The sequence below is a fragment of the Sphingobacterium daejeonense genome (assembly GCF_901472535.1).
Lineage (GTDB): Bacteria > Bacteroidota > Bacteroidia > Sphingobacteriales > Sphingobacteriaceae > Sphingobacterium > Sphingobacterium daejeonense.
In genome coordinates this window covers 497,819-512,698 of record NZ_LR590470.1, presented here as the reverse complement: position 1 = coordinate 512,698, position 14,880 = coordinate 497,819, and the positions used below count along the sequence as shown (strand labels likewise).

Here is a 14,880-nt window from a genome sequence, read left to right as displayed (position 1 = left end):
AGATGGAGTTATTATTAGTTGTTGTATTAGGTTTTTTATATGCTGCAGGAGTCTATTTGATCCTGAGAAGAAGCATGGTAAAACTATTGTTGGGAATTATGTTACTCGGAAACGGAACTAATATCCTGATTTTCTTATTGGGATCTCTTACGAAAGGGAAACCTCCAGTAATAGACCCTAATCATAATGTTTTTCAAGATATATATGCGGATCCAATACCACAGGCATTGATCCTCACTGCCATTGTAATCAGTTTCGCATTGACAGCATTTGCCATTGTATTATTAAAACGTGTCTATGCATTGGTAGACACAGATGATTTGGACGATTTAAACACGCCGGAAGAAGAAGATATATGATAGATAATCACATTTTAGCACCTGTTTTCATACATCTTTTTACAGCCATTATCCAATTAATTGCCTGGAGGAAAACCGTATCACAAAGATTCCTTAGTGTCGGTGGTACCTTTATAGGCCTCTTGATTGCCATCCGTTTATTCACTAAAGTTTACACTGAAGGATCTCTGCATATGAATGCTTCCAATTGGGAGGCTCCTTTTGGAATTGTATTCGTGGCCGATTTACTCAGCACATCTATGGTTCTTTTGACATCCATAGCAGGTTTTGCGGTATCCATCTTTTCTTCTGTAGGCTTGAGTAGGCAAAGGATGCTGTACGGTTATTTCCCAATTTTCCATTTCCTTTTGATGGGATTAAATGGAGCTTTCCTGACTGGTGATATTTTCAATCTATACGTTTGGTTTGAGGTAGTCATTATCTCCTCATTCGTATTGATGACTTTGGGAGGTCGAAAAGCACAGCTAGAAGGAGCAGTGAAGTATATGGCCATGAACATCTTGGCCTCGACATTCTTTTTGACAGGAATCGGCATCCTATATGGGATTACAGGATCTCTGAACATGGCGGACCTTGCATTAAAAATCAGGGATTTTGACAATAAAGCATTAGTAGGAATCACCTCGATATTTTTTATTCTGGGATTCGGCATTAAGTCCGCTGTTTTCCCATTGTATTATTGGCTACCTTCATCCTATCATACTCCACCATCTGCAGTAGCTGCAACCTTTGGAGGCTTGTTGACAAAACTCGGCATCTATGCCATCTTAAGAGTATTCAGTTTGATTTTCATACCCGATGATTTTACCAGAACATTATTTATGGCACTCGCTGTTTTAACCGTTTTGACTGGAGCATTTGGAGCATTGATTAAAACCAATATTCGACGGATGTTCTCTTATCTGATTGTCTGCCACATTGGTTTTATGTTGGGTGGTATTGCCATGTTTACAAAATTGGCGCTGATGGGAACTGTGTTTTACTTGATGCACGATATCATGGTCAAAACAAATATGTTCTTGATTGCTGGATTTATCAGATTGGTCAGAGGATCAATGGATACACAAAAATTAGGTGGATTATATAAAAGTTATCCCCTCATTTCATTGATGATAGCATTGGTGCTGTTCTCCTTAGTAGGTATCCCCCCACTTTCAGGTTTTTGGCCAAAGATTTACTTATTTCAAGAAGCATTTGTTGACAAACAATACTTCTTTATTGCAGCTTTAATAATTGGAAGCTTGGTCACCATGTATGTGATTTCAAAAATGTGGGCCGACGTATTTTGGAAAGATGTGCCTGAAGGTGTAAATTATGAAGATAAATTCAAGGATGAACCTCCTTTTAAAAAAATATTGATTGTATTGCCGATCCTGATTTTATGCTCGGTGACACTATATATAGGTTTTAATGCAGAAAACATTATAACCGTTGTAGATAGAATTACGAATGAATTGTTGGACACAAGCCCTTACATCCGTACCGTTTTGGGCGATAAAGCTTTTGAACAATGATCAAGTTTTTTTTAATGAACCTCTTGCTATCCTTTATTTGGGTAGCACTTACTGGATCCCTATTTTATTCTAACTTTATCTTCGGATACTTGCTAGGGTTTGGTGTATTATGGATCATGAATAGAAATGAAACGGATCAACGTTATTTCTATCGTGTCCCAAAAATCATCAGTTTCTTTTTCTTCTTCCTATACGAACTGATTAAAGCGAATGTACAAGTTGCATATGATGTAATCACACCAAAATATTTTTTCAAACCTGGTATTGTTAGATATCCGGTAAATACAACCACAGATTTTGAAATCAATATTTTGGCAACCTTTATTTCATTGACACCAGGTACTCTTATTATCGACATTAGTGACGATAAAAAAGCTATTTATATCCATGTCATGTATCTAAAGGATGAGGAACAATTTATTAGGACGCTCAAAACAGGGGTAGAACGGAAATTATTAGAGATTTTACGATGAGTTTAGAAACCTATTTCGATTTTGTCATATTACCCATATTAACCATTTCGGTACTATTGGTGTTTATACGTCTGTTCAAAGGCCCATCGGTTGTGGATAGAGTAATGGCCTTGGACCTGATAATAACCATAGGAATTGGTATTATTACAGTCTATAGTATCAGACAAGAACAGGAAGTGCTGTTAGATGTCGCCATAATCTTGGCACTGATTGCCTTTTTAGGAACAATTGCCTTCTCTTACTATATTGAAAAACAAAAAGATGATTGATATTATTCTAGCAATATTGAGCACGGTAGGTGCATTTTCTATCCTTTTTGCCTCCATCGGAGTTTTAAGGATGCCAGATTTTTATTTACGCCTTTCTGTAACAGTAAAGGCATCCACCCTAGGTGTCGGATTATTATTGATTTGTGCAGCCATTATGTTCCCAGATGATGTGTCTGTAACAACCAAATCAATAGCTATTATATTCTTTCTACTATTGACAGCACCTATTGCTGCACACATGATCGCAAAAGCAGCCTACTTTATCGGCACCCCACTCTGGAAAGGAACGGTAGTTGACGACCTGAAAGGAATGTACAACAAAGAAACACACTGCTTAGAAAGTGATCCTGTGAAAGCGGACAAACTCGCAGAGGATAATATTGCAGACACAGATGATGCAACTGATTAAATCAAAACAAGATACAAACTGGTGTAAAGGCTTTAATCCGTTTTCCTGAATCACTTAGCAAACCCGATTTTTTATCTCTATTGAATAGTACAATTTCATCCGTCAATTGATTGGCAACCAACACAAAACGTTCATCAGGACTGAAATTGAAATTTCTAGGCCCTTTCCCAAAAACAGAACTTACCTGAATTTGCTTCAGCGTACCATTCTTAGCTACAGAAAATACCGTTATTGTATTAGCATCAACCCGGTCTGTAGAATAAAGGAATTTTCCATCAGATGAGAGCTTCAGGTCAGCCGCTCCACTCTTGCCATCAAAGCCTGCTGTTCGCATGGATATGACCTGTTGTGATTTCCAACCCTTCCCTACCTTCTTGAACACCTCAATATCCCCCGTCATTTCAAGTAAGGAGTATAAATACTTCCCATTCGTATGAAAAGCTATATGCCTTGGCCCTCCACCTAATTTGCTGGTTAATGTATTTACCTCTTTAAACTGAAGTTTCCCATCCTTATCCTTCACAACATCCAAGACATAGATTTTATCAGCACCTAGATCTGATACATATAAAAGTTTATCAGGCCCGATGAAAGTTGAATGAATATGTGATGCCTCTTGGCGTTTCTTGTCAACGCTAGAACCATTATATGTCTTCGTATCTTCTTTTGATAATATTTCGCCATTATCTGCTAGGGAAAACAAATCCAATGCGCCACCTAGATAATTGGATGCCACAGCAAATTTTCTTTCCTTATCCATCACAATATGACAAGGTGCAGATCCTCCAGTTCCCACTTTATTGATGAATTTCAATCCATTATCCGTGATCGCAAAGGAAGAAATAGATTGATTGCCATCCGTAAGCTCGTTTGCAGCTATCAAAAATCTACTGCTCCGATCAATGAATGAAGGACTCGGAGTTTCTGTTTCTCTGATGAGTTTCGCATCCCCAGTTTGAGTATCAAACTCAAATTCATAAATCCCCTTACTACCCTTATCTGAAGTATAGGTCCCAACATAAAGAGGGATTTTTGTCCCTTGAGCGGATAATAATGTGACAGTCATGGTCAAGATGGAAATAAATAATAAGCGTGTGATCATCTGTTAAATATGGTTAAATAGCCTTAAGTTTACTGCTGTTTAAGTATTTTAGCCCGAATATCTTAGTTTAGGCTAAGTATTAATTCAATTATTACATTATAAAAGTAGAAAAAAGGCATAATATTTAATAATTTTGCCTTCGGACTTAAGATCAAGAGTGACGACAGACAGCATGAAAAACTTTTCAAGTTTACTTCTATTAATATTATTAGCTTGTACATTCCAAGCTAAATCTCAAGAAAAATTAATTGACCGCGTAGTTGCGACAGTAGGATCAGGAATTATCCTGCAATCCGACGTTGATATGCAGTATTCGCAGTATCTAGCAAATGGTGGTACACCAAGCGACGACTTTAAATGTACGGCCTTGCAACAACTTATCATGACCAAATTGCTATCTCAACAAGCAGCAATAGACTCTATTGAGGTTTCAGAAGCTGAGGTTGATGATCAATTGAATGCTCGTATGCGCGAAATGACCCGCCGCGCGGGTGGTAAAGAAAGATTGGAAGGATTCCTAAAACGTTCATTGTTACAATACAAGGAAGAAATGAGACCTGTATTATCTGAACAAATGAGAGCGGAGAAATTCCAAAATACTATTATTAGTAAAATAACAGTTACTCCTCAAGAGGTTAAAAAATATTTTGAAGGACTAGACCAAGACAGTCTTCCTGCATTCAATACAGAGGTTGAAATTGGTGAAATCGTTATTTTCCCTGAATTGACAAAAGAAGAAAAAAGCGTCTTCAGAACAAAAGCTGAAGGATACCGTCAACAAGTACTGAACGGTACTGACTTTGGTACTGTAGCTCGTTTTTATTCTGAAGATCCAGGGTCAGCAAATCAAGGTGGAGAATTAGGATTCGCACCTCGTGAGAATTATGTAAAAGAATTCTCGGCAATGGCTTTCCGTTTAAAAGCAGGTGAAATCTCCCCAGTATTCGAAACAGAATACGGATTCCACTTCCTTCAAGTTTTAGAACGTAGAGGCGAAGAAGTGAATGCAAGACATATACTTGTAACAACAAAGCCTACACAGGCAAGCTTAGACCGCATCAAAGGAAAAATAGATTCCATTTATGATAAAGTGAATGACAAAAAAATGTCCTTCAGTAGCGCAGCGACCATGTACTCAGACAACAAAGAAACTAAGTTCAATGGTGGTATGGTAATAAACCCACAATCTGCTTCAAGATCAACTTTAATTCCTGTAGACCTTTTGGAGAAAGAAGTATTATGGCAATTGACACCTTAAAAGAAGGTGGAGTTTCAAAACCTTATCAATTCCAAGACCCTAGAAGTGGTAAATCTGGATAACAAATTTACCTATCTTAAAACGCGTATCCCTCCGCATAAAGCTAGTCTAGAACAAGATTTTGCTAAAATTCAGGAAGCCGCTCAAGAAGATAAAACTAGAAGAAGCTTAAGCGAATGGTTTGAGAAAAAGACTAAGAATACATTCGTTCATATAAACAGTGAGTTTGCTACTTGTGATGAACTGCAAATGTGGATGACCCCAGAAACAAATAATATTGCTTCTACTAAAGATGAAGAATAAATAAAGAAATTATATCAACATAAAAAGAGAGCCGATCAAATTGATCGGCTCTCTTTTTATATTTCAGATTCTATCTTATCTCTCAAACATCATTTCCAGAATTACTTTCCATTGAACTCATCTGTCAATTGCCAAATTCTGATATAATTAAACTTAACAACTTTGTCTTTTGTACCTACGGTTGCCGTTCCTGAAGTATAGGCAAATTCTCCACTGTACGAACGCCCCACATCATTGGGATCCGTATCGATTCAATTCTTTCTTTCTTTAAGAAAGCCAAAATATTGTCACGGCCTTCAATTTCATTCTGCCAAGGAAAATAGAACCTCGCATCATCAGCCATAAATTCAGTATACCCAGTCTTGGTATCTGCCTTTAGAATGGTAGAGAAAAGCTCATCTGTCTGCAACACCACTTCTTCACGTTGCTCTAAACGCTTTACAGAACGATGTTTCAGGTAGTTTTTGTCATCAGGTTCGTAATATTCTAATGGACTAGCTTTCTTCTTACCATAATCTCTACCTCGGCACGAAGGTGGCTCTCCAATTTCCTTTACGATCTCTCTTCCAAATGTAAGGTACTGACCATAACGCTTGATAGAACCCATCTTCTGGAACTCGATCGGACCAGAGGTCACACCCCAATCCAAACTCCTGGAAACCAGTGCAAAATTAGGATTCCATGAAAGCCTATCAGGAAGGTTGGGCCTATTTGCTAAATAATTTGATGCATTTACAGGTGATGGAACAAGGAAAGTAGTCTCCTTGTCAATAATATACTTGAGCCCAGCAAGTGACTTTCATTTTTAGAAAGGTTTCAGCTGTTCTGTCAACCGAAAGAAGCCCCCCTACCTTCTCAGGAAGTTGGGCAAAACTCGACAACGAAATCAGCGTGGCGGCCAATAGAGTTAAGCCTTTTTTATAAATCATTTTTGTAAATTTTACCTTACTAATCAAATCTTATTCCAAAGTGTTCCATCCTTGCTGTCTTTCAGTTGAATACCAACAGCTGTAAGATGTTCACGGATACGATCCGACGTCACGAAATCTTTGTTTTTCTTCGCTTCATTACGCAAATTAATGATGATTTGCATTAAATCATCCATATTGTCGGTATCTCCAACTTGATCATCTTTAAGACCTAAGATATCATATACAAAGGCACTCAAATAATCTTTAAGCTCATTTAAATCACCTTCAGTAATAGTTAGCTTACCATCATAAATAGAATTGATGATCCTCACAACCTCAAATAACTCAGCAATTAATACCGGACTATTGAAGTCATCGTCCATTGCTGCGTAACTGCGTTTTTTGATTTCTTCTAAATTTCCAAAAGTGGATTTTGGAGATGTAACAATTTTATCTAAAAGGCCAATAGCAGCCATTAAACGTTTATAACCTTTGTCTGCTGCCTCTAAAGCTTCGTTTGAAAAATCCAAGGTGCTTCTATAATGCGCCTGTAACATAAAGAATCGAACAGCCATGGGTGAATAACCGCGATTTAACAGCTTATGGTTCCCAGTGAACAATTCACCTGGTAGAAAACCATTGCCGGCAGACTTCGACATCCTAGCGCCATTGACAGTCAACATATTCGTATGCATCCAATACTTTGCAGGGCTTGTATGATTACAAGCTTCAGATTGAGCAATTTCATTGGTGTGGTGTGTAGCTGCAAGGTCCATACCGCCACCATGGATATCAAACTGATCACCTAAGTACTTCCTGCTCATCGCTGAACACTCAATATGCCAACCCGGAAAACCAACACCCCAAGGCGATGGCCATCTCATGATATGCTCTGGCTTTGCCTTGATCCATAAAGCAAAGTCCAATCGACCCCTTTTCTCATCCTGACCACCAAGCTCACGCGTGTTGTTCAACATATCCTCAAGGTTCCTATTCGTCAAAATAGTATAGTTATATTCCTTAACATATTTCTCTACGTCAAAATAAACTGTACCATTCACCTCATAGGCAAATCCATTGTCGATAATCTGTTGAACCATTTCAATCTGCTCAGAGATATGACCTGTAGCCGTTGGTTCAATACTTGGAGGAATTGTATTAAACATACGCAGAACGTCATGGAAACCAATCGTATACTTCTGAACGATTTCCATGGGTTCCAATTGCTCCAATTTCGCCTTTTTCGCAAATTTATCATCACCCTCATCATTATCACCCTCCAAATGGCCAGCATCAGTAATATTGCGAACATAACGAACCTTATATCCTAAATGAACCAGATATCTGAAAATCAAATCGAAGGAAACAAAAGTTCTACAGTTCCCCAAGTGAACATCACTGTAAACAGTAGGCCCACATACATACATCCCAACCATATTCGGATGTATAGGCACAAACTTCTCTTTCTTACGCGTAAGGGTATTATATAATACTAAATTATGCTCCATGCGAAAATTGAAACTAATTATTTTTGTCTAAAGAATATTTGAATTGGAACTCCTGAGAAATCAAAGTGCTCACGAAGTTTGTTTTCAATGAATCGTTTATAAGGATCCTTGATATATTGTGGTAGATTACAGAAAAATGCAAACATAGGTGACCTTCCTGGTAATTGAGTCACATATTTGATCTTAATGAACTTTCCTTTAGTTGCTGGAGGTGGATATTTTTCAATTATATCCAACATCACATCATTCAATTTTGAAGTCGGTATTTTTTTGGTTTTATTCTCATAAACCTCCATCGCCGTTTCAATAGCCTTGAAAATACGTTGCTTTTCAGTAACTGAAGTGAAAATAATAGGAACATCCGTAAATGGAGCTATTTTGTTCTTAATATTTTGCTCAAACTCTTTAGCCGTTTTATGGTCTTTCTCTACCGTATCCCACTTGTTTACCAAGATCAAAATCCCTTTTTTATTCTTTTCAGCTAAATGGAAAATATTAATGTCCTGAGCTTCAATGCCATCTTTAGCATCAATCATCAAAATCACAACATCGGAATCCTCCAATGCTTTTATCGTACGCATTACAGAATAAAACTCAATGTCCCTCATTGACTTTAGACTTTCTACGTAATCCAGCAGTATCTACCAACAGAAACTCATGACCAAACTGATTATAGTGAATCCGAATTGAATCACGTGTAGTTCCTGCTATTGGAGTAACAATATTTCTTTCCTTACCCAACAATGCATTGGTCAAGGATGACTTGCCAACATTAGGGCGACCAACGATCGTGAATTTTGGCAATTCAGATTCTTCTTCCTCTTCATTTTCAAAATTCTCAACCACTGCATCCAATAATTCTCCAGTGCCTGAGCCTGTCATCGAGGAAATATTAAAAACCTCGCCTAGACCTAAAGCATAGAATTCTGCTGAATCATGAGTCTGCTTTGCACTGTCTACTTTATTTGAGACAACATAAACAGGTTTTTTACTGCGTCTCAAAAGATCCGCAATTTCATCATCCAAATCAGTTATGCCGGTTGTCACATCGACAACAAATAAGATGGCAGAAGCCTCTTCAATAGCAATCAATACTTGATCACGGATTGCTGCTTCAAAACACATCATCTGAACCGTGAACAAATCCACCCGTATCAATAACGGTGAACTTCTTGCCAATCCATTCTGCTTGACCATAATGTCTATCACGAGTAACACCGCTAAAGTCATCAACAATAGCTTTCCTACTTTCAGTCAAACGGTTATATAAAGTGGATTTACCAACATTGGGTCTTCCAACAATTGCTACGATATTTGCCATATTTCTATTTAATCGTTACCTCACGGCAACGTTTTCAGGTATCATGTAAAGGTACAAAGTTACGGAATTATAGCACATCTTGCGTGAGAAATCGCAAATTGACAAGGAGTTCTGAAAAATAAAAATAGGCCATCCTTAAGAAAGATGACCTAAAAATAGTTTTGAAAATTAACAGTTAGAAATTTTATTTATTTATAAGTCTAGAATCCTTAAAGAAGACAGACTTAAATTATAATCTCCACAAAGACTTTTGACTTTCTTCTAATAATTCTGAAAGATAGAAAAATTATTCCTAAAACTTAAATAATTCGATGAGGAATTTTTAACTGATTTTCGCAAACAATCACCAAAAGAACCAAAAAAAGGATATTTTTTGTAAAATAAAGAAAGCTCAATAACCAGAGATTATAATTGCATCTCCCAACTGTTCGCTCCAGATAATAAATATAGATTTAAGGGATAAATTTGCTATCTAAAGGATTAAACACCAAAATATCCATTTTATGCACATCTTTTATTATAAAGACAAAATTAGTCCAATTAATAAATTCAAAAAAAGGCGGAGTAAAATCCCCGCCTTTATGTAAAACTTATTTTAGATTATGGATTTTGCTTCAAAATTCCATTTGACAGAACGATTTGTTGTTCTGGAATAAACTCAATCGCTTGATTGCTTTTTGGATCAATACTCAAAATTGGGCTGCTGCCAGCTGTATGAGTACCAGGATACTTTCTATCCATTGCTTTAGCATTCCTGAAAACATCAAACTTTCTGTGTCCTTCCCAAGCTAACTCCAATTGTCGCTCTTGCAAGACTACATCTAAAGCCGACTTCCCACCTAAATTTGCAGCAGTCCAAAGACCTTCCGATGGAATACCCGCTCTTTGTCGGATAACATTCACATCCTTCAATGCCTCAGTTACATTCCCAGTTTTGGCATGTGCTTCTGCACGTATCAAGTAAATTTCTGCTAGTCGAGAAATAACTGGAGACCATAAATGTGCTTGACCTTCTTGTCCAGAACATTTAATCACATAATATTTAAGATAACCATTCCTATTTGCCAATTTTCTGTCGATCAACACTGATCTTTTCTTTCCGGCAATATTGATGTAATATTGGAATGCGCCAGCACCATTTGATTCTTTGATCAAAGTTTTATTTGTCCCTCCTTCTGTATACGTATAATCACTGCCCGACTGCGTCACAATAACACTTGCGTATTTATAATCATCAGTAACATAGTACGCATGCAATTCATTAGCATTTTCAACTACAGGAAGAATCATTTTATAGCGAACATCAGAAGGATACTTACGCACCTCTTCCAAATATGGTCTTGAAGCATACATCTCACCCCAACCAGATCCTTGGAAATTCGCATACATAGACCCGATAGTATACCAACCATCGTCTTTATAGTCAATGTCTTTAACAAATTTGATGGCGAAAATGCTCTCTTTGTTATCCTCTGGAATGGCAACTGATAATTTGTTGTATTCTGAACCAGCCAAAAGCGAGAACTTTCCAGATTCTATAACTTTGTTAGCATACTGAAGAGCCTTTTGATTGTCGCCTTTGTATAGATAAAGTCTTGCCAACAATGCTTGTGCTGCATAAACATTCCCATAGACATTGCTTTTATATTCTTTGAACAAGCTTTCTGCTTTTAATAAATCAGCCTCTACCTGATCATAAACTTCTTTAACCGTATTACGTGGAAGAACCTCAAATGGATCATCGCTTAATTTAATCGGCACTGCCAATGAAGCTGGATCTTGAGTATAAGGCTTTCCAAATACATTCGCCAAATAAAAGTACATCATACTTCGCAAGTACAAGTTCTCAGCGATCATTTGGTCACTTGCATCACTTTCTCCTTCTTTTAATTTTTGAAGCAATAAGTTTGTGCCGGCAATTACACGGTATGAATTTTCCCAATAACTATTAACACGGCTATTATTTACAACTCTTTTATAATTATAATTGTAGAAAAGGTTGTCCGAAGTTGTTCCGCTTAAAGACACGTTGTCTCCAGGATATTCTGTTACCCTGTGCCAATTCTCTACCCATCCTTTTAAGGTGTGGTAATTTCCTAAGTGAAGGGCTTCTATTGCTCCTTCAGTTTTATCCACTGACTCATTCGTCAATGAGTCGTATGGTTCCTTATCCAATGAACATGAGGACATTAATACCCCAACAATTCCAATTGATAATAATATTTTCTTCATCGCTTAATCTCCTTAAAATGTTAGGTTTAGTCCAAATATCAAACGTTTTGGCGCAGGATATTGTGAGGTAGCATCCCCACCACCTGCTTTGTCTGCAGAGTTATCATTCCCCAAAATCGCTGCCTCAGGATCTAGACCTGAAAACTTCGTCGAAGTCCATAGATTGTCCCCTGAAACATAAACATTCAATCCTTTCAGCTTCAATCGGTTCACTAAATTCTCAGAAAATGTATAACCTAAAGTCACATTTCTCAAACGCAAGAAATTAGTGCTTTCCAAATATCTAGATGATACTTTATTTGAAAGACTGGTATTGTTGTACTCTGCTCTAGGATGTGTTGCATTCGGATTTTCCGGAGACCATCTTGACCATCCATCCATGAAAATCAATTGATTATAGGAAGCATAAGCCCCGTCTGAATCAAACCATTCCCTAGCAGTATTATAAGTCATACCTCCATTTTGATAGGCAAAACTTGCATTTAAATTAAATCCTTTATAGGACATCGCGGAATTGAACCCCCCTTGGAATTTTGGCGTTGCAGCCCCAACAAACTGTAAAGCAGCATCATTGTAATTGGAGGTCAAAGTTACCTCTCCGGTCTCAGGGTCTATCGCTTCCCATTGTGGATCCCCATTCTCAGGATTTACTCCTGCCCATTTACGCATGTACCATGACTCAACATCATGACCTACAGAAAATCGCTGATTCCCCTTTGGAATATCTTGATCGTTATTCAAAGAGGTGATGCGGTTGTTGTTATGAGCAACATTAAAACCTAGATCCCATTGAAATGGACTTTCTGGACCAAATACGGATCCATTTAATGCAACTTCAACACCTTTGTTTCTTAAACCTCCAATATTCAACCAATATCCTTCCCAACCTGCTGTAGAAGGAAATTCAACATAGTACAATAGTCCGCTGGTATTTTTATGATATAAATCTACTGAAAGGTTAATTCTATTTAAGAATCCTAATTCAAGCCCAACATTGGCATCATAAGATTTCTCCCAACTTACATTAGCATTTTGGAAGTTTTTCTGAATCGCAGCAGGATCTCCATTATATTGTGCGTCCAAGCGATAGGTCCCATATGAGGAATAATAATAGGTCGGAACATTACCAACACCACCATATGAAGCCTTTAATCTGAATAGATTAATTGCCGGAACATTGAAAAACTCCTCATTATGAATATTCCAAGCACCACTCACAGAATAAAAGGCACCATATTGATTGTTCTTACCAAACCGAGATGAACCATCCACACGGAATGAAGCCATTAAATTATATCGGTTGTCGTAGGCATAGGTACCCTGCAAGATTCCTGATTGAAAGGAATAATCATTTTTTGTACCTCCAAAATTTAAAACACTGGCTGCATTACCCAAAATCTCTGACCCTGGAGCAATACCCTTTCCGGTTGCGTTTAAACTTGAATACGTATAATCGGAATACTCATAAGCCGCAAAACCCGAAACCTTGTGCTTCCCAAAAGTCTCATCATACTTCAACATCTGATTAAAGAATCTTGTGATTCTTTTGTCAGAAAATTGCTCTATTGTACCTTTTTCATTTCGTCCAGCATTTGATTTTGGATCCGCATAACTCATCGTCGTTTGGTTGTAATAAGTTAAGTTGTTCATGGATTCAAACGTGAACCGATCTGAGATCCGATAAGAGAAATCAAAGTTACCTTGCATGTCAAAGGTTTGACCCTTGCCATAGTTATACTGTCGATCATACAAATAATTTCTATGATCGCGACCAAACCAAACAAAATCTGCACTTTCATCTTGAGGATTCTTCACTGAACCATCTGCATTGAAAGGATTATCCCAAGGCAAGTTCAACATCATATCGTAAAGTGAATGCTCTTTGTTCAAATAAGTGGTATAGGAAGCATTCAATTTTGGTTTGAAAGTAATCCTATCCGTTAATTTATGATCTACATTGAAACGACCTGTTAGTCTTTCATAATCATAACCCTTTATAGATCCTTTCTCCCCATAATAATTAGCACTTGCATAAACAGAAGTCCTTTCGGTTTTGCCCATATAACTTGCTGCAAAATCGTTTACCGCACCTGCTTTTATACCATTTTCCATCCAATCATAGTTCGTCCCTAGAACCTCGTCAGTTACATTCGGGTCGATGTCCTTTTGATTGGGGAAAGTCTGATAGAAATCCCACAGTTGTTGTGAATCCATCAATTTGAAATTCCCTTGATTGAATTTGCTCACTCCTGAAGATAGATTGACGGAGAAAACACCCTCCCCTTCTCTTAAGGCACGTTTGGTTGTAACTACAATGACACCATTAGTACCTCTGGATCCATATTGAGTCGTTGCTGCTGCATCTTTCAATACAGAAATATTCTCGATATCATTCGGGTTAATGTTTGGAACTCCGTGCATGATGACTCCGTCAACAACCCAAAGGGGATTTGTTCCAGAAGAAAGTGAACTTCTACCTCTAATCCGCACGTTGGCCTGTTGTCCCGGTCTACCCGTACCTACAACATCAACTCCCGAAACCTTACCTTGAAGTAAATTTGAAACATTCGGAGACTTAACGTCCTTTAATTGCTTTTGATCCAAAGAAACAATCGAAGCACTGATTTCTCCCTTTTTCTGGGTAGAATATCCCGTCACAACAACCTCATCAATGTTCTCCAAATTGGAAAACAATTCCACATTCATGGTAGGACCTGCTACTTCAATCTCCTTTGGATCATGACCAATTGCCGTAAAAACTAAGGTCTCCCCAACTTTTGCATTAATGGCAAAATCACCAGACTCATTTGTAGATGTTGCACGTGATGGATCTTCCTTTACCGTAACGGTAGCTCCTGCTAACGCGGCTCCTCCTGAACTCACTTTTCCCTTAACTTCTTCCTGTGGCGCCGTCACTCCAATGGTTTCAAATGCAAAATCGGAAGCAACCGTAAAACCACTGTTCAAGCATAAGCTAATAACCAAGCTACCAGCCAAAAAATGACGCTTCTTGAGGATGAAAAATGGACTTGAAAATCTCTTAATCATAATTAATCATTAAATAAAAAAAAGCAATATGTTAGTATCACATATCACAATCTAGATTTTGGAAGATAAATCTTTATCCAAATGATTAACAATAATTTAACGAACGAAACCGTTTGCGTAAATTACACAAACGTTTGCATAAGCAACCATTTGTAACTTGAAAATAAACTAAT

Annotated in this window: 12 protein-coding genes and 1 pseudogene; 7 read left to right on the top strand and 6 right to left on the bottom strand. The window is 37.6% G+C overall.

Annotation, left to right across the window (positions count from 1 at the left end; all coding sequences use genetic code 11):
- Window positions 1–2 precede the first annotated feature (2 nt).
- The 5 genes from FGL31_RS02460 to mnhG are packed head-to-tail and all read left to right on the top strand — an operon-like array spanning window position 3 to window position 3,024.
- Window positions 3–359, top strand: coding sequence for a Na+/H+ antiporter subunit C (locus tag FGL31_RS02460; RefSeq protein ID WP_099372785.1), 357 nt, complete (start codon window positions 3–5; stop codon window positions 357–359).
- Window positions 356–1,873 (top strand): proton-conducting transporter transmembrane domain-containing protein, encoded by a 1,518-nt coding sequence (locus tag FGL31_RS02455; RefSeq protein ID WP_138089594.1) that lies wholly within the window; start codon window positions 356–358, stop codon window positions 1,871–1,873. Before FGL31_RS02460 ends, FGL31_RS02455 begins: the two co-directional genes overlap by 4 nt.
- Window positions 1,870–2,346: a Na+/H+ antiporter subunit E gene (locus FGL31_RS02450; RefSeq protein WP_099372783.1), complete on the top strand. Its 477-nt coding sequence runs from the start codon at window positions 1,870–1,872 to the stop codon at window positions 2,344–2,346. Before FGL31_RS02455 ends, FGL31_RS02450 begins: the two co-directional genes overlap by 4 nt.
- Window positions 2,343–2,615: a monovalent cation/H+ antiporter complex subunit F gene (locus tag FGL31_RS02445; RefSeq protein ID WP_099372782.1), complete on the top strand. Its 273-nt coding sequence runs from the start codon at window positions 2,343–2,345 to the stop codon at window positions 2,613–2,615. Before FGL31_RS02450 ends, FGL31_RS02445 begins: the two co-directional genes overlap by 4 nt.
- The gene (gene mnhG, locus FGL31_RS02440; RefSeq protein WP_099372781.1) at window positions 2,608–3,024 is read left to right on the top strand and encodes a monovalent cation/H(+) antiporter subunit G; all 417 of its coding nucleotides are present in this window, start codon (window positions 2,608–2,610) and stop codon (window positions 3,022–3,024) included. Before FGL31_RS02445 ends, mnhG begins: the two co-directional genes overlap by 8 nt.
- A gap of 1 nt (window position 3,025) precedes the next feature.
- Here mnhG and FGL31_RS02435 read toward each other — a convergent pair whose 3' ends face one another.
- Entirely contained in the window at window positions 3,026–4,126 is a 1,101-nt protein-coding gene (locus tag FGL31_RS02435; RefSeq protein ID WP_138089593.1) for a lactonase family protein, read from the bottom strand.
- A gap of 133 nt (window positions 4,127–4,259) precedes the next feature.
- Between FGL31_RS02435 and FGL31_RS02430 the strand changes: the two genes are divergently transcribed.
- Both FGL31_RS02430 and FGL31_RS28720 read left to right on the top strand, forming a co-directional pair.
- A complete protein-coding gene (locus tag FGL31_RS02430) occupies window positions 4,260–5,384 on the top strand; it encodes a peptidylprolyl isomerase (protein WP_317130950.1) in 1,125 nt (374 codons plus the stop codon).
- Between the two features lie 6 nt (window positions 5,385–5,390).
- Window positions 5,391–5,687 (top strand): hypothetical protein, encoded by a 297-nt coding sequence (locus FGL31_RS28720; protein ID WP_317130949.1) that lies wholly within the window; start codon window positions 5,391–5,393, stop codon window positions 5,685–5,687.
- A gap of 175 nt (window positions 5,688–5,862) precedes the next feature.
- On the opposite strand, the gene FGL31_RS24330 is transcribed toward FGL31_RS28720, so the two are convergent.
- From FGL31_RS24330 to FGL31_RS02405, 5 genes and pseudogenes are all read right to left on the bottom strand, one after another.
- Window positions 5,863–6,294 (bottom strand): hypothetical protein, encoded by a 432-nt coding sequence (locus FGL31_RS24330; protein ID WP_232046204.1) that lies wholly within the window; start codon window positions 6,292–6,294, stop codon window positions 5,863–5,865.
- Window positions 6,295–6,639: 345 nt separating this feature from the next.
- The gene (gene cysS, locus FGL31_RS02420; RefSeq protein WP_138089592.1) at window positions 6,640–8,106 is read right to left on the bottom strand and encodes a cysteine--tRNA ligase; all 1,467 of its coding nucleotides are present in this window, start codon (window positions 8,104–8,106) and stop codon (window positions 6,640–6,642) included.
- Window positions 8,107–8,123: 17 nt separating this feature from the next.
- A pseudogene (gene der, locus FGL31_RS02415) lies at window positions 8,124–9,427 on the bottom strand (ribosome biogenesis GTPase Der).
- Window positions 9,428–10,027: 600 nt separating this feature from the next.
- Window positions 10,028–11,659, bottom strand: coding sequence for a RagB/SusD family nutrient uptake outer membrane protein (locus FGL31_RS02410; protein WP_138089591.1), 1,632 nt, complete (start codon window positions 11,657–11,659; stop codon window positions 10,028–10,030).
- Between the two features lie 12 nt (window positions 11,660–11,671).
- Complete coding sequence (locus FGL31_RS02405; RefSeq protein ID WP_138089590.1) at window positions 11,672–14,707, bottom strand: SusC/RagA family TonB-linked outer membrane protein; 3,036 nt, start codon at window positions 14,705–14,707, stop codon at window positions 11,672–11,674.
- Window positions 14,708–14,880: the final 173 nt, after the last annotated feature.

Excerpts from the sequence above, each read along its gene's own strand:
- FGL31_RS02460 (WP_099372785.1), top strand. The coding sequence starts at position 3 with ATGGAGTTATTATTAGTTGTTGTATTAGGTTTTTTATATGCTGCAGGA.
- FGL31_RS02455 (WP_138089594.1), top strand. The coding sequence starts at position 356 with ATGATAGATAATCACATTTTAGCACCTGTTTTCATACATCTTTTTACA.
- FGL31_RS02450 (WP_099372783.1), top strand. The coding sequence starts at position 1,870 with ATGATCAAGTTTTTTTTAATGAACCTCTTGCTATCCTTTATTTGGGTA.
- FGL31_RS02445 (WP_099372782.1), top strand. The coding sequence starts at position 2,343 with ATGAGTTTAGAAACCTATTTCGATTTTGTCATATTACCCATATTAACC.
- mnhG (WP_099372781.1), top strand. The coding sequence starts at position 2,608 with ATGATTGATATTATTCTAGCAATATTGAGCACGGTAGGTGCATTTTCT.
- FGL31_RS02435 (WP_138089593.1), bottom strand. The coding sequence starts at position 4,126 with ATGATCACACGCTTATTATTTATTTCCATCTTGACCATGACTGTCACA.
- FGL31_RS24330 (WP_232046204.1), bottom strand. The coding sequence starts at position 6,294 with ATGGGTTCTATCAAGCGTTATGGTCAGTACCTTACATTTGGAAGAGAG.
- cysS (WP_138089592.1), bottom strand. The coding sequence starts at position 8,106 with ATGGAGCATAATTTAGTATTATATAATACCCTTACGCGTAAGAAAGAG.
- FGL31_RS02410 (WP_138089591.1), bottom strand. The coding sequence starts at position 11,659 with ATGAAGAAAATATTATTATCAATTGGAATTGTTGGGGTATTAATGTCC.
- FGL31_RS02405 (WP_138089590.1), bottom strand. The coding sequence starts at position 14,707 with ATGATTAAGAGATTTTCAAGTCCATTTTTCATCCTCAAGAAGCGTCAT.